Origin of the sequence: Pseudoalteromonas sp. Xi13 (assembly GCF_003952205.1) — a bacterium.
Lineage (GTDB): Bacteria > Pseudomonadota > Gammaproteobacteria > Enterobacterales > Alteromonadaceae > Pseudoalteromonas > Pseudoalteromonas atlantica.
Map to the genome: position 1 here is coordinate 1,638,852 of NZ_CP034439.1, position 23,181 is coordinate 1,662,032.

The window sequence follows — 23,181 nt, forward strand, 5'->3', positions numbered from 1 at the left end:
CTATAATGTAAAAGTTGTGGTTAGGCTGCTTGCGACAGTCCTGCGATAGTGTTTAGTAGTCCAATCATGTTCATCTGCTTGTCGAGCATCTTCTGGTAGACTTCTTCTTCTACCGTCTCCTCAGCCGCAATATGAATAATCTCGGTCTTACGTTCTTGGCCTGTTCGTACGATACGGTGGTTAAACTGCTCGTAGAGGTCGGCACGATAAGTAGGGCTCGCCCAAATAACACGGTTCGCCATAGTCAATGTCAAACCGTGACCCGCTGATTGCGGGTGAGCGAAAATCACATGTATGTTGCCCTGCTGAAATTGGTGAACGATTCGGTTACGCTCCAATGACGGTGTGTCGCCATCTATTACCGCGTAAGAAATCTTTCGTTTTTTGGCCTCAGCTATCAGGCCATCACGTTGATGCGTCCAGTTGAACGCAACAAGCGCGTGGTCTGTCTCCTCAACCAAATCAAGCACCAGCTCGTAGCGCTCTTTGTGTACGTTAATGACTGATCCGTCTTCGTTGTACACGCCACCCGACAGCGTTTGCAGTAGCTTCTGCATGCGTGAACCCGCGTGGATGGCATTCAGCATTTCGCCACTCTCCAACGCTAAAACTGACTCACGTTTTAGGAACTCGTAGTCACGGCGTATCTTCTTAGGTAGCTCAACCGTTACCTCTCGGTAAATGGTCTCTGGTAGCTCTTGAACGTCATCAAGCGCAACGCGGGAAGTAATGTCAGATAACATAAGTGTCACGTGGTCTGCGGCACCGGCTTTATCAACCCATTTCGTTGCTCCAATTGGCGCACCTGCAATGACTTGTGGGTCACATACTTGTTGACGAAAGCCAAAGAAGTTTTTGCCAAGGCGCTCACCTCGGTCTATGAGGAACGCTAAGTGCCAAATGTCGAGAATGGTATTAGGGGAGGGTGTACCCGTCATAAGTGCCATTTTCTCAATGTCACCCGCAATACGGTTAATTGACTTGGAACGCATAGACGTTCTGTTTCGGAAGGCATCGCCCTCGTCAACAATGAGGACATCGAATTTAGGCGCGTAGCCTTCGTTGTCGATCATCTTAACCGTATCATGGTTCGTGATTACCCATTGGGCGTTACCTTCGAAGGCTTTACGTTTTTTGGCAGCAGTACCCGCAGCAATAGCATAGGTCGCTTCGGGCCAGCCGAAACACAGGTCTTTAGCCCACGCTGGCGTTAAAATGGAAAGTGGCGCGAGTACAAGAACACGCGCATCAGGCCAGTACGTTTTTACTGCATGAATGCAGGCGAGCGTTTTGCCCGTCCCACATCCATCAAAGTTCAACACGCGCTCTTTATCGCCCCACAGGTTGGCAAATGCCTCTTGGTGGGCGAACGGCTTAAATGTCGGTTTCTCTTTTTTATGCAACATCTAAACCTCGATAGTGGTCAAAACCACATGCGCCGTTACCGTATGCTTTACCATCACGGTTAGTGTTGCAGCCGTACTCACAGAAACGACAAGTATGCGCGTTAGCTGTAGGTATGAAGTCTTTGGACGTTGTTAGTTTCTTGGCACGGTTATGGTAGCGAAGTAACAACATGCCCAGCTGACGACGGTTGAACGTGCGAACCATCTTGGTGCCGTCGTCTAAATACCAAAACTCGACCTTAAACACGTCAATCTCAGGGAATCGGTGCATCGTGTGCAGCGCGTAGCTCAGCCCTTGGTCTGCGTGCTTCATTTCGTTGCCAAACTTCTGACCTGTTTTATAGTCAATGATGCGGCATGAGTTTTCATCCTCACGGATAAACACGTCAAGTTTCGCACGGCCCCAAAGCTCGTCGTCATCCCAATCGCACGGCGACCAATCTTTGCGGATACCCCAGTTTTCTTCCATTGTGATTTTACCTTCACGGTAGTCATCACGCAGGCTAGAGAAGTCCGCAGAGAATTGGTCAAACTTGGTTCGGTTATCCGCTGGCAATTCTTCTATGTCACCACGAACCCATGCCTCGCAGCCATCGTGAATAACCGTACCACGTTGCGCAGCCTCACCAGACTCAACAGGTATTTTGTCTACTTTGCCTAGTTTGACTGCCCATTGACAGTTTTCGAATTTCTTGAGCGTTGAGAACGACCATGCTCTAACGGCTGCTGTTGGGAAGTCGACGACCATTGCGCCGCGTTCATCTTCTCGCGTTTGCTTTGCTTGTTTAAGTGCATTCGATAGAGCATTCAAATCTCCCGCTTTTTTAACTGTGTTACTTTTTGGTGCTTGCGTGATAACTGCTTTTTGTTTTGTTTCTTTAGCACGAGCGCCTAGCATTGCTGCTAGACCCTCCTTGCTATCAGCTTTCACAGCGTCCGAAGGCTTGGGCGTACTGCTCTTGCCTTGAATTGTTTGTTGACCAGACTCAGCGGCCTTGGCCTTAAGCTTGGCAGCAAAATCCATTACGCGGCCTCCTTCGCAAAGCGGCGAATGAACGCCGCACAATCGTCTATCCCTATGTAAATCTCACCATTATGCTCAATCGCTGGCGCTGAACGAAGGCCATGTGGATTACTTTCCGAAAGGCGAACAATATCAAGTTCTAAGCCAGCTAACTCAGCGTATGATTTAACGTCAGGGCAAAATTTACATCCTCGGGTTGTGTATAAGATTGGATTTTTCATAGGTCGTATCCATTATTTGAATATATTTCGGGTTCAACGGATTGTTCTAGCTCAGCTCTGGCCTCAGCCATAGCCCGCTCGAAGTCCTCGCTGGTTCTTTTTTCTGGGTCGATTGACGAAACGTTGCTCGGCAGGGTGCTGTTAGCATCTTTGATAGCCTCTAGCACTTCCTCGTCGTTGTAGTTCCAGAACACTTCTACACATCGTGGGCGTGATGGTAGGGGCGCTCTTGCACCTACAGGACGTGATTTACGTTTCTTCTCAACATCGTGCGTTGATAACATTCGTGACAGGGCGTTTTCAGATATTTCCTTACCCGCCAAATAGCTGTAAAGCATGCGTAAATCGTCAGGCAGCAAGTAACATGCTTTACCCGTATTTATGTGCTCTAGGTTGGCCGTCAGGAACGTCTTAACACGCGTCAACTGTGCAAACTCTTTAGGCTCAAGGTTCGCTGTCGACTTATCAAGAATGCCAATGAACGCACCAAAATCACCGTCACGTAGCGCAGTAAAGAAGCTGTCCGATGCGCTCATACCCGCTTTCTGCGTGTCGATGCGTGCTTGGTTCATGATGATTGAACCTGATTGGTGAGTGTCTACCTTGAATGAACGTAGGTAAGTCGCAAAGGCGTGTAGCTCGCCCTTAATTAACTCGTCCGTATGCTCACGATGCGATTTGATATACTCAAGTCGCGCTTCAAGGTTTCTCTGCTGCCTCGGTGCAATGTTGTAGCGTCGTTTGTCGGTTACAGGCATTGCGTCCAAGTCGTTTGTCGCGAAGATGAAGTTCAGACGTTGAACAACCTCTCGCTGTTGCTGCTGCATCTTACGAAGCATCATGGTTGGCTCAGTAATGCGCGTTTTTAACAGTGACGCTGCTTTTGTTAAGCTCGCCGCCCCGCGCATGTTGAACTCGTCAACCATCAACAACATTAAATCTTCCATCCAGCCGTTAAACTGGTCGTCGGCTATCCCTTGCAGCGTGTTCTGTGCCACGTACTGCTGGCCGATTAATGGGCGTAAAACTGACTTAAACAGTAAGCCTTTACCCGTACCCTCTGTACCATGCACAAGCCAAGCGGTCTGTGTCTTGTCTCGTTTCTGCATGATGAACGCGAGCCAGTTAATGAAATGCTCGAAGCAGTCCATATCATCACCCAACATATTTAAGATGATTTCACTAATGACTGGGCAGTCGTAGTGCAGCATCCAAGCGTTGCCATATGTTAGCGTCTCAGGGTAGTCATGCGTCGTTTTGTCACGCATGTAAACCGATGGCTTGAAACGGTTTATGTAGTCCTTGTCACCTATCGCGTAACGTGTCTCACCTCGGTTCGGGTCCAAGGTCACATGAATAGCTGGAACAGGGTCAGGAACAAGTTGGCCGTAATGCTTTAGCCACTCCGCAGCAATTTGCGCGTTCTTACGCTCTTTGAGTTCAACTACTTCGTCGTTCTCTTTGTCGTACTCCATCGTCATATACATGTCAGATGTTTGGTCAATAAACATCGAACGTTGAACCTTGCGAACGATACCTTCATCGTCCTTCACTTCCTCGTACGCTTCACCATATCTCTCAATATGTTTGGCGTATGCCTCTGCGTCGGCGCTTTTAAACAAGAAAGCTGGCTCGTCAGGTATGAAACAACGCACAACCTCTGGGTTAGAGCGAGCTACCCAATATGCGTTGTTCTTACTACCACCTACGTTATAACGAACAAACTCGTCGTCCTCGTACGCAAACTCCATACGAACAGTCGGCGGGTTAGCCATAACATTCATTGGACGACCATCGACGTTTATGCGCGTAAACTTCGGTTTGTGTCGTACGATCCCCGCTTCTTGTTGCAACTCCTTAATCTTGGTATCACGTATCTGGTTGATCGCATCCATCTTGTCGTGAACGGCCTCAAGTAAAGGGTCAAGGTTAAGCAACTCTTTACCTTTTTTAACCAGCACAAAACGCTCGTCATCGTTGATAAACGGATTACTGCGCTTAGGACCAAAACTAGGTGGGGCGATATAAATTAGACGGGCAGGCTCCGCTAGACAGGGGTCAATAACACTCTTTAAACGTGTCTTTGTCTTTGTCAGCTTCAACCTGTTGTAAATGTCAGACTGCGAGTAGTTCAGCGACGTTAGCCACTCTTTCAACGCACGAGGCGACACTGAGTTTTCAAGCAAAAAGTGTATGTGTACCGACACTTCATCTTGGTTCAGGCCAAATGAGCTTGAGGCCATAGCTACGTACGAAACGTCATGCAGCGCGGTAGGTAACATTTCAATCACCGACTCGGCAACTTGCTTAACATCTGACGAGCGGTAGCGCTCTTTCAGTTCACCTTCTAACTTCAAACCGTCAACGTCCAGCACCATAAACTCGGTGCGAGCGTCTTGGTCGGTCATGTTCCGACGCGATTCATGTGCTAAAGGGCGAATGAACAAACCTTTGTATAGCGCACGACCGTATCGGGCATTCTCCAATAGCAACTCTCGGTAGCCTGCTAAGCCTTCTTCCTCTACGTTCAACTCTGCTTCGTACGACGTTAATTTTGCAGCAAGCGGGTACGAGCGTGAGCTACCATCAGCTAGGCCAATCGTTTTACGCATCGGACCTATCTTGCTGTGCGCGGAAACAAAGTGTAGTTTCATCGTCTTTATGCCTCCCTTGGGTATTTTTCGAAATCGTCTGCACAATCTTTGTCACAGAACAACCTGCCTGGCTCATGCACTAGGGGTTCATCACAGTTGTAACAGGCTTCTTTAGGTGTTAGGCGAGGGGTCTTAACCTTCGCATTTGCGAGCTGAACAGCAAGCATTAACTCCTGCTGCTCAACTGATTTGTCTATGTAATCGGGCATCTCGTTAAATTAAATTATTAGTAAACAGGTCGTGTATTTTAACAGTGCTACTAATTAAATTCAGCGGTATAAAACTGATTTTAGTAGTATCACTGTTAAAATTCGCTCTGCTACAGTTTGATATTTAATCCAGTCGGGTCGTAATCCATTTTCCTTCGTCTTGAATGGCAACTAATGCATATGGGTAGACAAAGGCCCGCTGTTGTGTGCGGGGGTTAAGTATCATTAGAATAGGCGCTAGAGGCTCATCTTCTGGGTAGTGGTACATACCCTCATCGTCAACCGTTGCTCGGTCTCCCCATCTGTGACCATAAACGTAGTTGTTGTCCACGTTCTGCTTAAACGTATTACCTTCGTCACCGTTGCATAGTATCTGCGGGATAAGGCCAGCGTACTCAACAAGGTCAGAGGGCGTTAGCTTAGGGTCAAAGCCCTCGTAAAGCGTCGGGTTCGTCACACCTATGAATGACAGGCCGTCAGCCGTTACGCTCGTAAACTCTTGATGGTTGTTCATAGCTACTCACCTAAGTCGCATTTCGGGCAATCTAGCTCTGTAACGGCCAGCTCTGAGCCATCTGGCAACACCGACTTAGTTTGACGGTAGCTAGGACGCAGGAACTCGTTGCACTTCAAACAACGGCGATTGTTCGTCTCCTCGCGGTCGCCAGCGCCCATCATAGGTTTTTCGTTGGCGTACTCAATGAAAGGGTGGAACTCAGGCTCTACCTTGTTCGCTACGTGCTTCTGCGCTTTACGTAAGTTAGGGAACACCATGACTTCGTTTTTTTCGTCTTTAAGTACTTTAGGCTCATCGTCAGGTAGCACTAGTAGCACTACCGTAGGTTTAGTCGTTGCAAAGTTATTTGGTTTAGCCATCGTTACGCCGCCTTCTTAATGTCTTTGATGAATTTCGTTGCCACTTTATTGCGTTTGCAGTAGTCCATAATGTGGTCTTTCGCTATTTGTGAATCTATCTCGGTAGGTGATGAGTTTTGAGCCATTGCCCAATTAATTTCACCTGTTTTTAGCAGTACGCCTTGTCGTGTGATCCCCCGCGCTCTATGGTGGAACTCAAGGACAGGGGTATCAGGCACACCGTTGTATTCGTTGTCTTTGCTCACGTACATGTGTGGAATGACGCGAATGCTATTGCCCGTTTCAGGGTCTTGATAGAATGGGGTGAAGCCCTCAGCTTTCATCGTACGCGCAAGGTCGGTGGCTTTCTTCATAGCCTCAACCTTCTGCTTTCTAGCCGCTTCAACGTCCGCTTTAAGCTCTGCAATTTTCGCTTTCTGGGTCTTGTTAACCTTTTCAAGACGCTTAGGATCAAGGCGTTGCAACAGCTTAAGCTCAGCGCGTAATTGTTGTATCTCAGCTCGGTCCTTCTCTTTGTGCTCGATAGCTTTGTCGATCACTTCACTCTGCTTGTTCAGCAGTCGATTCTTTTCGTTAATGACAGCCTGCATGTCCTCTACCTGTGCCTGTAGAGCTTCAATGTGGTCAACCGCTTCGTTAAATTCGTCCACAGTTTTGTTGTGTGCTTCTGCAACAGCTACGATGTCCTCAAGTATCTTAGTTGCGCTGTCTGCTATGGCTTGTACTGTCATTTTCTGTCTCTCTGTTATCTGTTTGTGAAAAAAGGGGGCAGTAAAATATCAAAACCCGTCCCCTTTGCTTTTGAACGTTCGTTACTTAGAATATTCTTTGGCGTAACCGCCTTCATTCGCTAGCGGTAGCCCGATAGCCCATTCAGGGGCTTTTGACATGTTGCGCTCCATTATTGAAAACGCTTCGTCCTCGTTGCCTTCCTTCAAAGCGGCAAGTAGCTCATCGTGAACGCTACCCATTACCCAGCCCAGATACTTCTCATCTAGCTCTCGGTCTACGTTCACAAGCTGCTCGGCCAGAATGTCACGCGCTGTTGCTTGTGCAATGTTCTCGATAAGCAGGCCGTGCCATAAGTATTTAGGAACAGGCTTGCCCCAGCGGTCGTACTTGTCAGAGTCAAACACTACCTTCATCGAAACACCTGACTGCGTTTCTTCGCCCTTATAACGTGCATTGCTATACTGCAGAACGCGACCGGACGGCAGAACCACTTGGTCTTTACGTGCAAGGTACGAGTCGTTTGGCCCAAAGCGAAGCTCACCACCGTTCACAATCACCGGCATGACTGTGTTCGCTAAGAAGTGCCACATCGCCTTAATTGCGTAGTGCTTAACGTCATACGCATTCTTTACGTTGCGACAAAACTCATCGTCTTTGAACATCGGCTCCATGCCCAGCGGACCACTGGCTAGGTACTGCTGGAAGCCAAACCAACCCATTGAGAAGCCAAGGCCAAGTGCTGCGGCCTTACCCATTTGACGCTCGTCAGGGTGTGTTTTCTTAGCTACCTTGTAGCCAAATATGTCCGTCGCAATGTCGCTGTATAGGTCGAAGTTCGGGTCGTTGCGGAAGTTCTCCAACAAGTCCTCTTGGCCGCAGAACCATAAGTTCACGCGCAGCTCAATGTTCGATAAGTCACACACGCCAATTTGGTACCCATCAGGCGCTAGCATCGACATGCGGTGCTTACCACCACGAGTATTATTTTGCTGGTTTAGCTTCTGCCCACCCGACCAGCGACCTGTCTGTCCCGCACCGTAGTAATTAAGGAAAAACGGCATACATGCGTCAGTAAAACCATGCTTGCGGAAAGTTGATGACACGCTAATCATTCGCTCTGCACGGCTCTTGGCGATAGTCGACTTCATACGCTCACGTGCTTTGTACAGCACCGCATGCTCAGGGTTGTCTATCTGTAGGCGAATGTACTCAGGGTCGCCTTTACCAAGGGCAGGGGTTAGCAGGCCTGTCGACTTAGAAATTTTCTTAGGAACGCGAAGTTCAAGACCCGCAAGCAATGTCGCGTACTGCTGATTTGAGCTGAAAGTTTTCGGTGTAATATCATCAAACCCTTGCTCGTAACAGTATTCAATGGCTTCAACAACCGCCTCGCCATCTTTGATTTTTTCTTCCTTGATAACCTCCTCAAGCAAGTCGTGGCGAATATCAAACTGCGGTTCAATGTTTCCACGTAACGTGATGTGCATGGCGCGTAGCTCTGTGCTGTTCGCCAGACCGATACGGGGTATGTAAGCCAAGAACAAACGGCGCATTAGGTTAACGTCTTGGCGGCAATACTTAGCCAGTGACGCGTGCTGCTCCTCACTAATGTACTCATACTTGATACCGTCAACGTCCGCTAGGTCGTTACCTTTACGAAGGGCAGGGTCGTCAGGCCATTCGTCCTTCGCACACGCATTTAGACTGCTCGGTCTATGCGCCGCTAGGTACTTACGCATCAGCATTGTGTCGAAGTAAAAGTCGAACTCTAGCCCATAGCGCCAGTTACAGATTGCACCGTCGAATACCGTGTTGTGAGCGACAAGGCCGATACGTAAACCATCAGCACGCGCATCTTTTAACTTCTGCATCTGCATGTTGTAGAACGTACCGCCATGACCGTAATCAATGTGCTCGTCTAGGTCGATAACTAAGCCTAAGCCCGTCTCATGAAAACGTGGGTCGTAGATGTACTCAGGGTATGTCAGTGACTTTAAGCTAAATGACTTAGAACCATTGTTCGCTTTCGACTTGTAGAAGGTCTCCCAATCAAGGAACACAATTATGTCTAGGTCGAACGCCTTTTTAATGACGTTCAACGCTAGCTTGTCGTCTTGGGTGAAGCAACTCATGCCACTTCACCTTGTAGGATGCTGTCTAATGACTTACCTTCTTTTTGCTCCTCGCAGTATTCTTCAGGAATAATCTCAGCGAGCCCTGGTGTTTCTTCAACAGCCGTTCGTAACGTTTTGTGGGTCTCAAGGTATTTGATCATCTTAAGCTCAATCTCTTCCGCTTGCTGCTTAACAAGGGCGCTCTTAGGGAATAAGCCCATGATGCGCTCCTCAAACATTGGCAGGTCGTTAAACAGCGTGTCGTTCACGTTGCCAATCTGGTAGCAGTAAGGAATTGGTTTCTCGCCACCAAAGTCCAAGTTCATAATGTCGGCCTTGTCAGCGCTTGTAACAGTGATGTGAGGGGCAACGGGTAGTGTGCCGTCCATAATGGTTGATACGTCCTCACCGTCAGCGCACAAGTTGCCTATGCCGTACATATCAAACAGGGCGGCATATACGTCGCGGCCTAAGTCAGCCAGCTCTCGGTTAAGGCTCTCGATGCGTCCACCTATCTGTGCGTTAACAACGGCAAGGGCTATCTTGCGACGGTTATAGGCGTTAAGGCGTAAGCCCAGCTTTAGTTTTTTCATGGTCAAATACCTGTGTTGGTTAGAGGGTGAGTAGCGCTTAGCACTACTCGCTAAATTATTAGTGTTACTGTTATCTACAGCGATTCTAAAACAGCAATAGCTGATTGAATGGCCTTTAACTTGTCATGTGCCTTTAAGCGCTCGGCATGTGTTGAGCCTTGTGAGTCGCGGATAGTCGCTAACTCCTCGGTTATCGTTTCAAGCCCCAGCGAAAGCCCATCAATACGTGCTTTGCGGTTGGCTTGGCGCACCAGCTCAGACTCGTCCTCATCGTCAGTGATACAGTTCGATAGGGTGGTCGCAAAGCGGCGAGCAACGTGTGATTGAGTGCGCTCGTTGAACATGAGGTAAAGAGCTTGGTCGTCAACATGGCTTTCGATGAAGTCAACAGCGAACTCCATTTGGTTGTCGTCGCTCACATCACGTAAGATTTCTCTAATGTCGTCGCCATCTTCCACTGCACCTTCAACAATGCTTGAAAGGTCGATTGCCAACTCTAGGCGCTCTACGTCGTGTGACTCTAAGGTGTAATTTGAAAATCGTGACATTTAAAATGCTCCCATATGTTGCTTTAATACTTGATAGTCGTCATAGCTCACACGCTCCGCGCTGTGGACAACGTAGGTGAATGAGTCGTCAATGAACGTGTTGTCTCTGTACGGGTGGTCAGTTAGCTCATTGTGCGCCTCGGCAGCTAAGGCAGCAGTAGCTGCCTCGTCCGCGTTGAATGCCTCACCGACAAGAGGTACGTGCTTTTCGTAGCCGTCGACTGTCATTCTGATATTGACTACGTAAGGGTGCTTGGTCATGCCGCTTGCGCCATACGATGTTTAGTGACGAACAATGACTTAGGACGTGTGCCACTGGCTATGTCTTTGTGGATTTGCATGTAATCCCACATACGGCCACCTTTCTCAAAGCTGTGCGAACGCATACCGGTGTAGTGCTCAATGTTCGCTGTGCGTAGGTTGGCTTGGTCGATGCGATTGTGCGCCTTGTTTGTGTTACGCGCTAACGCTCGCACTTGGCCTTGTAATTCAGTGATTGCTTCTTCTAATTTGATTAGTTGGTCTTTGTTTCCAAACATGACTGGTACTCCGTGTTTTGTACTCTAATGCAGAGGGCGAACAGCGTCTGTATCGCGCTTTGCTTTTTCAATTTCTGTTGCTAGTTGCTCGAATAGGGCGTGTATTGGGTGGTTCGCGTCAACCTTCTCGACGGTCACGCCTTCATCATCTTCTGGCTCGTCGCCAATGTCCTTGTAGTCGTTCTCATAGTTGCGCAGCACAATCGCTTTGAAGCTTTCGTCATCTTCAATACGGTCTCTTAGCTGGCTGATAATGTTGATTGCTTCGTCAAATGCGCCCGAAATAGCCTCTTTTACTTGCTCTGGCTTGAAGTCTTTGTAGGCGGGTGCAGTCTCTGAGACAAAGCTCGTGACGGTCGCTGCTAACACTTTCGCTCGGCGGTCCATTGTGTGCGCATCGTCCATCAGTATCGAGGTGATTGGTACATAAAGCGGCATCTTGGTAAGCAACGTAGGGTCGTCCTCGTGCTTCTCCATCGCATTCTTAATCTTTGCCATTACTGCAAGGTTCTCTAACATGTATTTCATGGGTATATCCTTCTTTTATGCTCGTGTTTAAAGGGTGGTTATTAGTATTTAGTAGCAAATGCTAACGCGCTGGTTAACAGTATTACTACTATAGCGGCGCACGACAAAACGGCGCGCGTAAGACGTTGCTCGTCGCGACGGTGGTACCTTGATTTCATAGTGTCTCCGCTTAAAAAAGTGGCCGCATAATATAAACACTGCTAACGCATGTCAACAGTGTTACTGTTAAAAATAAAGTGGTCTAAGCTGCCTGCAACTCGTTGGTAAACAGGGGAACAGCTCTGTCTGGCGGTAAGAAGTTGGGCAGCGGCTCTAAGCCCGATTTCGTAAACTCTACTAATACCGTACGCCCGACAAGCTCGCCTAAATCAGACAGGTCTCGAATGCCTAAAGCACCAAGTAGCATGTCCAATTTTCTCTCCCACAAGGCTCTCGACTTAGGGGTGGTTGCTGCAGTAAGGTGAAAGTTACGGTAGTAGTACACGCCAACCCGACGGCCATCGAATGACTCTACGACTTGCATGTTAATCGCTGGGTCGCCTGCGCCATTCAATGATGCGCCTTGGATTTGGAACTTGTACTGACCAACATCAAAGTAGGGCTGCTGGTACTGCCTTGTTCGACGAAAGGTCGTTGCGCTCATGCTGCCTCCTCAAGCGCTACAGGCTCTGCGACAGAGGGTGCGCGTAATGTACGTGCGAAGGTCAACAGGGCTTTCACTTCCTTGCGATAGCTCTCGTCAGGGTGCTCGTCAACCAGCTCCTCCCATACGCTGTGTACCGCGATTTCTTCGTTCACTCGCAGTGTAGTCGGTGTCAACAGGGCAGTGATTGGCTCGCCATTTGGCAGCGCGCGGTCTAGCACATAGTAGTTGGCAGGCAGTCTCGCTGCTCGTAGGTCGACAGACTTCACATCGCTTGGGTCAAATGTTGATGACTCAAGGTTCGCGCTGAACATACACGCGGCAAAGACGTTAACACCTGTCAGGTCTGAGTGGCGGAAGGTGGCCGACTGCACTGTGGCAAAGGATAAGTCAGCCCCCTTAAAGTTACAGTTGATGAATGATGAGTCTTTGAGGTTGGCGAACGACAAGTCCATGCCCTCAAAGTTACAGTCGATGAACACCGCTTTCGAATAGTCGTTGTTCGCTGTCTTTAGTGTCGTGAAGTCTACGCCGTGCTCTACGCGTTGCATGTTAGTTTGTGCTTGTTCCATATCGGTCTCCTAAAGTTATGGTTTTATGGTGTTTGCCCGTCAGTGGGCGCTAAAGAATAGAATTTAGTAGTTACTGGCCATTTGTTGATCGCTGGTACGACCTGTGGTTACGTTTTGTACAAAGTGTCCAGCTTTAGAAAAGGGGTGTCCAAGTTTCAAAATAAAGGTGGACACTTATTTTTAATTTTGAGTGAGTGCTCATTAACCCCCACACCCCGTTAGGACGAATGTGTGAGAATATAGCATCGTCGCCCGACAGGGGGCTGTCCACCTTGTCCATGTTGTCCAACATTTTGATACCTAGCATTGAGAGAAAGTTTTTTGCTATTACTCTTTAATAAGTATTAATTAATAATAAATATATAATAAGAGGTATGGACAAAGTTGGACAAGATGGACACTTTGGCCTAGAGTCAATAATGACGGTGCTTCCGAGCGTCCAACCCCCTTGGACAGTGCCGAAAAAAGGTGGACAGGTGGCCTAAAAAGGTGGACACTTTTGCCAATACCCAACCTCTGTCCACCATCCCCCAACAACCGCCAAAGAACGCCCGTCCGTAGGCCACTCATTTGTCGTTAAAGGCTCATAATCATAAGTTTTGTGTCATAAGTCACTGATAACTAAGCGCTATCTGCCACTCGTTTTCCAACTTTTGCCATCGCCTACCAATATACAGCACCCGACCGCGCCATCAGCTGTCTGCACTCCTTCGCAAATCGTACGGCCTGCTCCGCGTGATGCCTAGCCCTCACCGGTAATCCCTCGTTCATCGCCCGTCGCCATGCCGCCCGTTGTTGCTCCGCCGCTAGCCGTGCCGTACCCGCTCGCTGTCTCATATCCTGTGTACTCATGCCCATCGCTCTGTCTCCTATGCCGCTCGTTGTAGGTTAATCTGCAAGTGTTGCTCAATCTCTCGCAGTTGGTATGTAATGTTCAGCACCTGTTGTTTAAGGCGTGCCGCAAGTCGAAGGTCTCCCAACTCCCGCGCTAGGTCGGTCGCTAACTCATAGTCGCCAACCGCATGCCAGCTCAGCGCTATCCCGTCCAGTATCGAATGGCCGCTCGCCAGTAGTCGTCGGTGTAGTGCGTTAATCGGTTGCATCTCGTTCTCCTGTCTGTAGTGGTTGCTTTGTGTTGTGTGGTAGTCGCCGCTCGTCAAAGGGCGGTCGATGAGTGTTGGTCGATGAGTAGCGCGCGCCCCCCGTTGAATGGCCTCTGTCGTTCGGATACCTCTTAATTTCTGTCGTCTAAGACCCCCGTAAAAATAAATTCAGCATCGGAACCCGACTCCGGCTTATGTGCAGGATTAAGGGTGATTGCTTGGACTTTCGTGTCAGTCGTGGAATCTACCTTGACGCAGGACGCAGGACATGCGGAGCGAGGAACGAGCGTAGGAGCGTAGCGGGCTGTACTAGCGTACTAAGCGTTGAGGTTAAGTGGAACGTCTGTAAACGAAATCTAAGCTCCCTTAATCCCAACATCAGCCCATTCTCCAAACAGAACGCAATTCAATCCTGTCCACATTGCGCTATCGAACTCTCCTAGCCGTCTTATCCGTGGAATCTGATTGATGACCAACATCTGCTATTCGTCCTCTGCCATTCGACGCTCGCCCTTTATCCTTTGACGATCCTCACTTCTCACATCCTCACTTCTCACTTCTCACTTCTCACTACTCACACAAAAGGTCTAATCTCTTCACCTTCCTCACTTCTCACTATGTAGGGGATAACAGAACAGCATACTTCTAGGCCATGTGGCGCTGGGGCTGAGTGTTGTCAGGGCAGGGCACTCGGTAGGGGGTCAGAAGAGAAGGTCAGGCGTTAGTGGCTAAAGACCAGGGCTCACCGTCACACTAATGATTAGTGTAGGTAGTCAGTGTGACTTGCGCTCATTGCTAGACCTTTAGCACGACGTGCTGCGTATGCACGGCTACGTGCTTCGTCAATAGCTGTCACTTTGCCTTTACCAGCACACTTTGCGCATGGAATGTCTTTGTTGTACTTATGGATGCGGTATAGACCTGTTCCGTTACATGCTTTGCAGTGAGTGCCTGTCACAGACTCAATTATCGCCTCCACAGCGTTAATCTCAGGGCTTTTCTCAGGTGTAGGTATACGTTTGCCTATCCACTGGTAATACTCTTCGCTGTATGCGCGTATACGGATTTTCTCTACCGTTTCCTCCTCCGTTTCAGCAGGTGCGTCTAGCGCGTTTAGTGTTGCTTCATAGGCAGCAGCGCTACCAAATAAGTCGTCAGTGTCGAATAATGAATCAAGTGATAATGTGTTGGTTGACATAGTTATTTACCTCTTTTATATTTCAGAAATGAGCAGGGTGCTGGAACACCCTGCTCGTAGTTTCTTAGCTAAGTTATATTAGAAAAGAAATTTGTTTGTGATAGCCTCTAGCTCTAACGGGCTAGTAGGCTTTTTATTGCGCATTGCTGTTGACTTCGTTAGCTTCTCAAGCTTCGCAGCTCTTGCGGCCAACTCGTCTTGGCGGTATTGGATTGCGCGTACTTTGCCTATCTCTTTAGCAGCCTCGGCCAATTTCTCCTCGCTACCTTGTGTGAAGTGAACACCCCAGAACTCAACACCGTCGTCAGTCGTGAATGACTCGATTGTTGTTGGATTGCCCAGCAGTCGGTAAGCGTCGGCTTGGAACTCAGCGTGCTTGCGTGGACTAACGCGTGTCCCTGTGTAGCCAGCCTTCTTAACCATCTGAGCCACTAAGAACTCGATAGGGTCGAAGGTCATGTATGATGAGTAGACGCGGATTGGTGTGTCTAACTCTACAAGGTCTAGCAACTTGCGGAACTCTGTTGCGTAGTGCTCTAGGTAGGCGTGTACGATACGTGTCTCACGTAGTAGCTTTTCAACCTCTGTCACCTCGTCGTCGCGAACTGCGTTAGACATTGCAGCGATTGTTAGCTCCTCGCTTGTGTTATCCATTTTGTGGATTTGGTCAAGCACGTATTGCTTTCTACCTTCAAGGCGTTCGATTTTGTTTGAGAGGTCGATGGCCTTGCGCATGCACTTGGTAGCGAATGGGATGCTCTTCTCAGGCATATCACCGATGTGTTCAACCACAAGCCCGTAGTTCTTATCCGCAATGGCTTTACCACGTAGCTGCTTCATGATTGCCCAAGCACCGTATTGAGCGCCTTGTGTCCACTCGTCAGGTGTTCTGTGTAGGCGGTCTTCAATCCATTCCTCTTTTGTTACGTCCTCGTACACAACCTTGCGTTCACTGTCCATCGCTTGTGTTACGTTGACCTTTTGCTTGCGTAGGTCGTGCTGTTGCATATCATGCACTAGCTCGTTGTCTGCCAGCCATTGCGCAGCCTCGTCGTCCTCTTCGTAGAACCCAAGGTCTGCAAGGTCGTTAAGCTCGCCATCTTCCATGAACCCATCGTCAAGGTCGTTGTTGACCTCGAATGTAGCCTCGATAGCGCGTTGGAATGGGTGAAGCTCGAACACGTAGTCACCTAGCGTACTAAGCACTTGAGCATGGCCTTGGTACTGTTTGAATAGCTCCTCAGCCCAATCAGCTACGCCACTCACTGCGCTGCTCATCTTGTGTATTCTCGTGCTGTCTGCGTCCTTGATTGCCAGTGCCATTGACGTTGCGATAGTGTTGTCCGCTTGGCGCACCATCTTGTTTAGCTCTGACTTAATAGCCCATGCAATACCACGTACAACGTAGTTCGTGCGGTGGCCGTATACCGTTGACAGCTCGTCTATTGCTAGCACTGCTTGTTTCGTTAGCTCTGAGGTTGACATGCTTAGCGCTGCTTGGCCGTTAGCTGTGAAACCTTTAGTGTCTGCGTTAGAGATAAGTACGTTTTTCATAATGTTTACCTTTTATGTTGTTGGGACTCCTAAGTAGGTTCAACGTCCCGATTTATGAATGACTCGAATCAAACTCGATCCGAACCGACCGCGCCTTCTGAGAGAAAGCACATACATATGAATAACCAACCACTGACACAGAAAACGCGGCAAGCGACGCAGGACAAAAAACGAACAGGGGGCGGGGGGGGGGTAACACAGGGCGATTTGCTATATATTTTTTCTAAATTTTTTGCGGTGAATCCTAACAGTGTTACTATTATAAAAAATAACAGTGAGGCTAATAATAATGAAAACAAACGCCCTTGTTGAATCGTTGCGTAACACCGCTGTAGAGCTTATGAACACTGCCAGCGAGCTTGAAACAAAGTACGTGGTTACGCCACGAAGCAACCCCCAAGAATTTAAACTCATTATCCCGCTAGGTATGTTTGCTGGAACGGCGGTGGATACGCTAAATCTTAAGAACCCGCCTAACGTTGTGTACGTCGGTGAGTGTCGCATGGGTGGTGTTGACTACAGCTCAGTGCGCATCCTTGTACGTGAACCATTCGATATTGATATTGCTCAATGGGAACTTGTTGGAGACAACACGTTAGTTTGGAGTGAGTAAATGTCGGGGGAATATTCACTATCAACGCTTAGCGGGAGTTATGCGTCGCTCGGCATTGCCCGTCTAACCGCACAAGAAGAAACATATGTTCAACGCCGTACGCAGGGGGTTAACCCTTCTGCGGCGGCAAGGGCGGCTGGCTATAAGTACCCAGCAAGAGCGGTGGCTGAGTTATCTGAACGTGAGGACATAAATCTAGCAATCTCTTACATGCGCGAAATGCAAAGGCAAGTTGCTGTCCAAGCGGGTGCTATCGAGTTCACCAAGGACGATGCAACCGCACTCTACCTTGAGGCGCACGCTAAGTCGGCTACAGCGATGGAAGAAATACGCGCGGTGGATTCGCTCGTTAAGCTGCATGGCCTAGCAACACCTGAGAAAGTCGAAGTCAATATCACCAACCGGTCGCAAATGGAAACGATGGACGATGAGCAGCTACTCAAAATGGCGGGGCAAGATATTCAATTGTCGCCTGATGAGTATAAGGTGACGCGTGATGAGGACTGAGCATTGCCATGAATGTTTGCGCACCGTTCCTCATTTTGAAATGTATGACCAAAAACACTGCTTAAGTTGCGCAAAGCAGCTAGGAACGTTTGTAAGGCCATCTAACAAAGAATCAGTGGAACGAATCGAACACGAGTTTAAACGCGTGCGAGAGGAGGAATTAGAGGCGTTTAACGTAGAACTTGAGGCGAGGAAAGAGCTTGCTGAGCGTGAGTTGGTTCGTCGTAGGCTGTTGCCATTCATCAAACGCCACAATGACGCTTATATGCCCGGCTGGGTTCATGCTGATATTTGTATGCGGCTGGAAAAGTTTGCGCAGGACATTGAGAACGGCCTATCGCCACGGCTGATGATTACGATGCCACCGCGACACGGTAAGTCTGAAATTGGCTCTAAAACATTCCCTAGTTGGTACTTAGGCCGTAACCCTAGTCATGAGGTAATCACCTGTTCGTACTCAGGCGACTTGGCGGAGGACTTTAGCCGTAAGTGCCGTGACTTACTGGATACCGACAAGTTTAAGGCGGCATTCAAAACACGCCTATCGCCAGACACCAAGAGCGTTAAAAAGTGGATGACTACCGAAGGCGGTGGCTTTACTGCGGCGGGTGTTGGTGGTCCGATAACGGGTCGTGGTGCTCACTTAGGTATCATTGACGATCCAGTTAAGAACCGCGAAGAGGCAGAGTCGGAAGTTACGCGCCAGAAGGTAAAAGATTGGTACTCGTCGGCATTCTACACACGTCTTGCACCAGGGGGCGGTGTGCTGATAATTCAGACTCGATGGCACGATGATGATTTGGCGGGCTGGCTGCTAAACGTATTCGAGGAAGCTAAAAAAGAGGCTGAGGAGAAGGGCGAACCTATCCCAGAGGACGTTGACCAATGGGACTTAGTAGAGTACCCAGCTATTGCGACACAGGACGAAAAGTACCGTAAGAAGGGCGAGGCGCTTCACGAAGACCGCTACCCGTTACCTGCGCTACGTCGTATAAAACGTGCCATGATACCGCGAGATTGGGAGGCGCTTTACCAGCAAAGGCCAGTGTCTGAGGACGGTGACTTCTTCACGCGTGATATGTTCCGCTATTACAAGATGGGCGAGCTACCACCGTTGGAGGATATGCGTCTGTATGCTGCGGCTGACTTGGCTATCTCTACTAAACAAACGGCGGACTACAGTGTGTTTGTGGTGGTCGGTATTGACCGTAAGCAGAATATTTGGATTGTCGACCTGATACGTGGCCGTTGGAACTCGTTGGGTATCATTGACCGAATGTTTGAGATACAGACGAAGTACAACCCTGAGCTGTTTGGTATCGAAACAGGGCAGATTGAGCTGACGCTTGAGCCATTCATTCAGAAGGCCGAGCAGGAACGTGGTATCAGTTTACGCTACGAAAAGCTTAGAACACGTGGCGCGGACAAAGGAACACGTGCTAGGCCGATTCAAGGTCGTATGGAGCAGGGCAAGGTTATATTCCCTACCATCGAATCTACGCCGTGGATGAGTTCGCTACAGAATGAGCTACTAAAATTCCCGCTAGGCGCTAATGATGACCAAGTAGATGCGCTGGCGTGGATAGGTCAAATGCTTATGTTGTTCGGTATCCGTAACGAGAAGAAGGCTAAACCTAAGAAGTCATTTAAGGATAAATTACGTAAGTTTGGCGGAGGCACTAGGAGCCGTCATAAAAGTGGTATGGCAGCTTAGCGTTTATTGAGAATTAACAGTGCTACTGTTATTATTGTATAACAGTAAAATAATAATAACAACAGGTCGTGAACTTGGACGCTGAAACTATAAAACAGATAATCGCGCTAGGCTCGCTCTTTGTGGCCGTGATTGGGTTGTGGCATAAGCTAGTCATTTTGCCAATCAAAGAGGAGCTAAAGCTGAATGCGACCAGTATCCGCACTCTTGAGATTGACAGTGCTAAGCTGGACACAACGCTCACCGCGCTTACAAACGCAATTGATCGACTAACCGATAGGTTGGACCGTGAATGAGTAGAAATAAGAAAAGAGACCCGAAGGTTGTTGCTCGTGATAATCAGACCCGTTTTGAGGAGGCGAACAACACCAAGCACAAGGACTTTATCAAACGCGCCGTACGTAATAACAACTTTTACGCGGGTGAACAGTGGGATAAAGAAGATAAAGCTCGCCTAGACCGCGAAGGCCGACCAGCCTTAACGCTTAATATGATCTTATCAACGGTGAACGCTATTATCGGTGAGCAGCTTGAGCGTAAAGTTGAAGTTGTCTACCGTCCACGCGACTACGGTGATGAGGAGACAGCGTTTGCGCTCAACGCCATTACCCGCAGTATCCTATCGCTAACGCACTTTGACGACACCGAAGAAGATGTATTTGCTGACGGCCTAATCACAGGCCGTGGGTACTATGACGTTCGCATGAGCTTCGAGAAGAACCTACAGGGTGAGGTCACTATCACGTCGGAGGACCCAATTGATGTTGTCCCCGACGGCGAGGCGAAAAGCGCAGACCCGTCTACGTGGAACGAGGTGTTTATCTCACGCTGGCTAACGCTTGACGAGATTGGCGCTACGTACGGCTGGGAGAAAGTCGAAGGCTTAGAGCGTCTAGTTGATACTAGCAGCTACAACACGGACGATAACTTCGAATACTTTGAAGGTACGTTCGGTGGCACAAGCCGCACGACAACGATGGACGAGAAGGACAGCCGACAACTACGACGTGTTCGTGTTATCGAGCGCCAGCACTTTGAAGTTGATGAGCAGTTCCATTTTGTCGATATGAAAACGGGCAATATGCGCCCAGTTCCTTTCGGCACTGACAAAGAGGAAATGGAGGCATTCGCAGAGCAGTATGGCCTTGAGCTAATCAAACGCAAAGGTCGTCGAGTGCGAATGACTGTTACAGCGGACGACATTCTGCTGCATGATGATTGGTCAATCTACCGCTCGTTTACTATCGTGCCGTTCTTCCCGTACTTCCGCCGTGGTAATCCGTTCGGTCCAGTAGATAACCTAATCGACCCGCAGAACCTGCTTAACAAGACCAGCTCGCAAGAGTTGCACATCGTTAACACAACAGCTAATAGCGGTTGGGTAGTGCAGGAGGACTCACTGGTTGATATGGACGCGGAGGACTTGGAGGAACGCGGTGCTGAAACTGGCCTAGTGCTACAGTACAAACGTGGCTACGAGAAACCAGATAAGATTCAGCCTAACCAAATACCAACAGGTATCGACCGTATTTCGCAGAAGGCCGCTGCGACTATCCGTGAGATTTCGTCTGTTAACGCGTCAATGCTTGGTACGGCTCGCGCTGACCAATCAGGCCGTGCGCAGGAGGCCGCTGTAAGTCGCGGTCAAATCCAAGTGTCGGTGATCGTGAGTAACCTAAAACGTGCTCGTCGAATGGTTGGCCGTAAGATACTTGAGCTGGTTCAAGACTTCTACAGTGAGACTCGCTACTTTAAAGTGACGGGTAGTAGTATTCTTCATGGCGAGGAGCGTACAGAGGAAGTCGGTATCAATATGCCGGACGAGGACGGAAACATAATCAATGACGTGACCGTTGGTGATTATGACGTTGAAGTGAGCTTTAGACCTTCGGGCGGTACTATGGCCGACCAAGAGTTTGAGGAAGCACTGCGCTTACGCGAGATTGGTGTGGCTATCCCAGACCATGTAATCGTTCAACACTCGAACCTTACTAAGCGTAGTGAAATCGCAGAGTTCCTTAAAGAAAGCCAGGGCTTTGGTGAGCCTAGCGAAGAACAAGCGGCGCTTGAACAAATGCAGGTTCAGCACCAAATCAACATGCTGCGCAAAGAGCTTGAAAAAGTGGATGCAGACATTGATGTGGCACTTGCGACTGCTAAAGAGAAAATGGCTAAGGCTGACTCATTAAGCGGCTTCAATCAGGCTCAAATGGAACTACGTCGACTTGAACAAGAACGCGTGGCTAAAGAGCAAGAGCTATCACTTCGTATCGCTTTGGCGGCTAGAGGCCATCAGAACCAGAACGCTATGAATGATAAGCGTATTTCTAGCCAAATCGCTATGAAATCTATGGATATGGCGTATAATGCGTCGAATAAAGATAACAGTAACGCTAATAAAAACAATAACAGAGGTGACTAATAATGGCTGCAAACCGTAACCTTGATGGACTTAACGCAACATCGGCAATCTTTGATGATTACACGCCACCTACGCCAGAGGAGCGCGGTGACTTCGTGGAGGACGATGAACCCCCTGCGGACGATGTTGTTGATGAGCTTGAGGACGAGCACGAAGAAACAGATGAACTCGAAGAAACAGACGAAGAAGACGAGGGCGAGTCAGAAGAAGATGACTCTGAGTCTGAGGGTGAGGGCGACGTGGGTGGTGATGAAGGCGAGGGGGACGAGCCTGCTGAAAAACCTTCTAAGGGCACTAAAGGCCGACGTGTCCCACTCGAACGACTGAACAAGGAAATCGAGAAACGTCGTAACCTTGAGACTGTTGTGCAAAACCTACGTACGGAAATTGACGCGTTGAAAGGGGCTGGTAGCCAAGAACCGAAGGGCGAACAGCAAACCGACCCTGTAGGCTTCACCCGCGAAGAGTTCGAGGGTATGCAGGAGGCTATGCTTGACGGCGAGACGGATAAGGCTTTTGAGCTATTCGGCAAAATGATGGCTAGCCAAACTCAAGCAGTACAGGCTAAGGCTGAGCAAGAGGTGTCAGAACGTGTGCGCAATGAGCTTAACCAAGACCGTGCAATGTCTGAGCTGCAACAAGCGGCACAGTCACTAGCTGAAAAGTACCCAGAGCTTGATAGTGCGGGTGACGAGGCTGACGAAGGTCTGATCGAAGAAGTGGTCGAAATGCGTGACCTGTATGTTGAGCGTGGCCTTACGCCAGCCGAAGCCCTTAAGAAGTCGGTTCGCTTAGTTGCTCTTGAAAATGATTTAGTTGACCGTACAGCTAAACCTAAAGCGGATATGGCTAAGCCTACTAAGAAAACCAATACCAAGGCTAAGCTAGCTGCGGCTAAGAAAGAGCGTGGCAAGTTGTCGGGTACAGGTGGTGGCAATAGCCGACCTGATATTGATATTTCGCGTATGTCAGACGACGAGTTTGCGGGTCTTAGTGCTGAGGCTAAAGCGCGTGCAAGAGGGGACTACGTAGAGTAATGATAGAGTTTAATCAGTGGCTACTGCCGATATACGTGTGGTTATTTGCAGTAGCGCCGATGGTTGTTCGCTATTTAGACCCATCGGTCGATAGTTACGTAAAGCGAGTCGCTATAGGTGGGATACTCACGGGCTGTTTGGCCGTCGTGATGTTCATTCTGTCCTTAGTGGTCATCTTCATTGGCCTAGTGGCCTAACTAAAAAAGCCGACTTAATTGTCGGCTTTTTTGTCCTCCTCCAAACGCTTTTTTCTCGCTTGTCGTTTCGCCCTCGATTGCTCTAAGGTGTTAAAGTTGCGAGCAAGTGCGTCTATGTCGGAGGGTATTGTTTTACCTTCGTCCTGTGGCACTGTCAGTACCCCCTTGTAATTTAAT

22 protein-coding genes are annotated in these 23,181 nt (G+C 48.9%); 5 read left to right on the forward strand and 17 right to left on the reverse strand.

Features of this window, described 5'->3' with window-relative positions; genetic code table 11:
* Positions 1-20: 20 nt before the first annotated feature.
* The 17 genes from EJ103_RS07410 to EJ103_RS07490 all read right to left on the reverse strand — a co-directional run bounded on the left by EJ103_RS07410 (position 21) and on the right by EJ103_RS07490 (position 16,514).
* Positions 21-1,406, reverse strand: a complete 1,386-nt coding sequence (locus tag EJ103_RS07410) for a DEAD/DEAH box helicase (protein ID WP_126006829.1) — start codon at positions 1,404-1,406, stop codon at positions 21-23.
* Entirely contained in the window at positions 1,396-2,430 is a 1,035-nt protein-coding gene (locus EJ103_RS07415; RefSeq protein ID WP_126006831.1) for a PD-(D/E)XK nuclease family protein, read from the reverse strand. Before EJ103_RS07415 ends, EJ103_RS07410 begins: the two co-directional genes overlap by 11 nt.
* Complete coding sequence (locus EJ103_RS07420; protein WP_126006833.1) at positions 2,430-2,651, reverse strand: hypothetical protein; 222 nt, start codon at positions 2,649-2,651, stop codon at positions 2,430-2,432. Before EJ103_RS07420 ends, EJ103_RS07415 begins: the two co-directional genes overlap by 1 nt.
* Positions 2,648-5,305, reverse strand: a complete 2,658-nt coding sequence (locus EJ103_RS07425) for a primase-helicase family protein (RefSeq protein ID WP_126006835.1) — start codon at positions 5,303-5,305, stop codon at positions 2,648-2,650. The genes EJ103_RS07420 and EJ103_RS07425 overlap by 4 nt, the downstream gene beginning before the upstream one ends.
* 333 nt (positions 5,306-5,638) lie before the next feature.
* Entirely contained in the window at positions 5,639-6,028 is a 390-nt protein-coding gene (locus EJ103_RS07430; protein ID WP_126006837.1) for a hypothetical protein, read from the reverse strand.
* Positions 6,029-6,030: 2 nt separating this feature from the next.
* A complete protein-coding gene (locus EJ103_RS07435; RefSeq protein ID WP_126006839.1) occupies positions 6,031-6,390 on the reverse strand; it encodes a hypothetical protein in 360 nt (119 codons plus the stop codon).
* A 2-nt stretch (positions 6,391-6,392) separates the two neighbouring features.
* The gene (locus tag EJ103_RS07440; protein WP_126006841.1) at positions 6,393-7,121 is read right to left on the reverse strand and encodes a hypothetical protein; all 729 of its coding nucleotides are present in this window, start codon (positions 7,119-7,121) and stop codon (positions 6,393-6,395) included.
* An 81-nt stretch (positions 7,122-7,202) separates the two neighbouring features.
* Positions 7,203-9,254, reverse strand: coding sequence for a DNA polymerase (locus EJ103_RS07445; RefSeq protein ID WP_126006843.1), 2,052 nt, complete (start codon positions 9,252-9,254; stop codon positions 7,203-7,205).
* Entirely contained in the window at positions 9,251-9,829 is a 579-nt protein-coding gene (locus tag EJ103_RS07450) for a hypothetical protein (RefSeq protein WP_126006845.1), read from the reverse strand. Before EJ103_RS07450 ends, EJ103_RS07445 begins: the two co-directional genes overlap by 4 nt.
* Positions 9,830-9,903: 74 nt before the next feature.
* Positions 9,904-10,377, reverse strand: coding sequence for a hypothetical protein (locus EJ103_RS07455; RefSeq protein ID WP_126006847.1), 474 nt, complete (start codon positions 10,375-10,377; stop codon positions 9,904-9,906).
* A complete protein-coding gene (locus tag EJ103_RS07460) occupies positions 10,378-10,638 on the reverse strand; it encodes a hypothetical protein (RefSeq protein ID WP_126006849.1) in 261 nt (86 codons plus the stop codon).
* Positions 10,635-10,916 carry a hypothetical protein gene (locus EJ103_RS07465; protein WP_126006851.1) on the reverse strand — a complete coding sequence of 94 codons (282 nt, stop codon included), beginning with the start codon at positions 10,914-10,916 and terminating at the stop codon, positions 10,635-10,637. The genes EJ103_RS07460 and EJ103_RS07465 overlap by 4 nt, the downstream gene beginning before the upstream one ends.
* A gap of 24 nt (positions 10,917-10,940) precedes the next feature.
* Positions 10,941-11,444 carry a DUF1611 domain-containing protein gene (locus tag EJ103_RS07470; RefSeq protein ID WP_126006853.1) on the reverse strand — a complete coding sequence of 168 codons (504 nt, stop codon included), beginning with the start codon at positions 11,442-11,444 and terminating at the stop codon, positions 10,941-10,943.
* Between the two features lie 241 nt (positions 11,445-11,685).
* Positions 11,686-11,997 (reverse strand): hypothetical protein, encoded by a 312-nt coding sequence (locus EJ103_RS07475; protein WP_126006855.1) that lies wholly within the window; start codon positions 11,995-11,997, stop codon positions 11,686-11,688.
* 86 nt (positions 11,998-12,083) lie between these two features.
* On the reverse strand, positions 12,084-12,659 hold the full coding sequence (locus EJ103_RS07480) for a pentapeptide repeat-containing protein (protein WP_126006857.1): 576 nt from the start codon (positions 12,657-12,659) through the stop codon (positions 12,084-12,086).
* Positions 12,660-14,522: 1,863 nt separating this feature from the next.
* Positions 14,523-14,960 carry a hypothetical protein gene (locus EJ103_RS07485; RefSeq protein WP_126006859.1) on the reverse strand — a complete coding sequence of 146 codons (438 nt, stop codon included), beginning with the start codon at positions 14,958-14,960 and terminating at the stop codon, positions 14,523-14,525.
* A 78-nt stretch (positions 14,961-15,038) separates the two neighbouring features.
* Positions 15,039-16,514, reverse strand: a complete 1,476-nt coding sequence (locus EJ103_RS07490; protein WP_126006861.1) for a hypothetical protein — start codon at positions 16,512-16,514, stop codon at positions 15,039-15,041.
* A gap of 289 nt (positions 16,515-16,803) precedes the next feature.
* Between EJ103_RS07490 and EJ103_RS07495 the strand changes: the two genes are divergently transcribed.
* The 5 genes from EJ103_RS07495 (at position 16,804) to EJ103_RS07515 (ending at position 22,807) form a co-directional block, all read left to right on the forward strand.
* Positions 16,804-17,127, forward strand: a complete 324-nt coding sequence (locus tag EJ103_RS07495) for a hypothetical protein (protein ID WP_126006862.1) — start codon at positions 16,804-16,806, stop codon at positions 17,125-17,127.
* The gene (locus tag EJ103_RS07500; RefSeq protein WP_089347522.1) at positions 17,128-17,634 is read left to right on the forward strand and encodes a hypothetical protein; all 507 of its coding nucleotides are present in this window, start codon (positions 17,128-17,130) and stop codon (positions 17,632-17,634) included.
* 115 nt (positions 17,635-17,749) lie between these two features.
* Positions 17,750-19,348 carry a phage terminase large subunit gene (gene terL, locus EJ103_RS07505; RefSeq protein WP_164521617.1) on the forward strand — a complete coding sequence of 533 codons (1,599 nt, stop codon included), beginning with the start codon at positions 17,750-17,752 and terminating at the stop codon, positions 19,346-19,348.
* Between the two features lie 292 nt (positions 19,349-19,640).
* Positions 19,641-21,770 (forward strand): hypothetical protein, encoded by a 2,130-nt coding sequence (locus EJ103_RS07510; protein ID WP_126006866.1) that lies wholly within the window; start codon positions 19,641-19,643, stop codon positions 21,768-21,770.
* 2 nt (positions 21,771-21,772) lie between these two features.
* Entirely contained in the window at positions 21,773-22,807 is a 1,035-nt protein-coding gene (locus EJ103_RS07515) for a hypothetical protein (protein ID WP_126006868.1), read from the forward strand.
* The last annotated feature ends 374 nt before the right edge of the window (positions 22,808-23,181 follow it).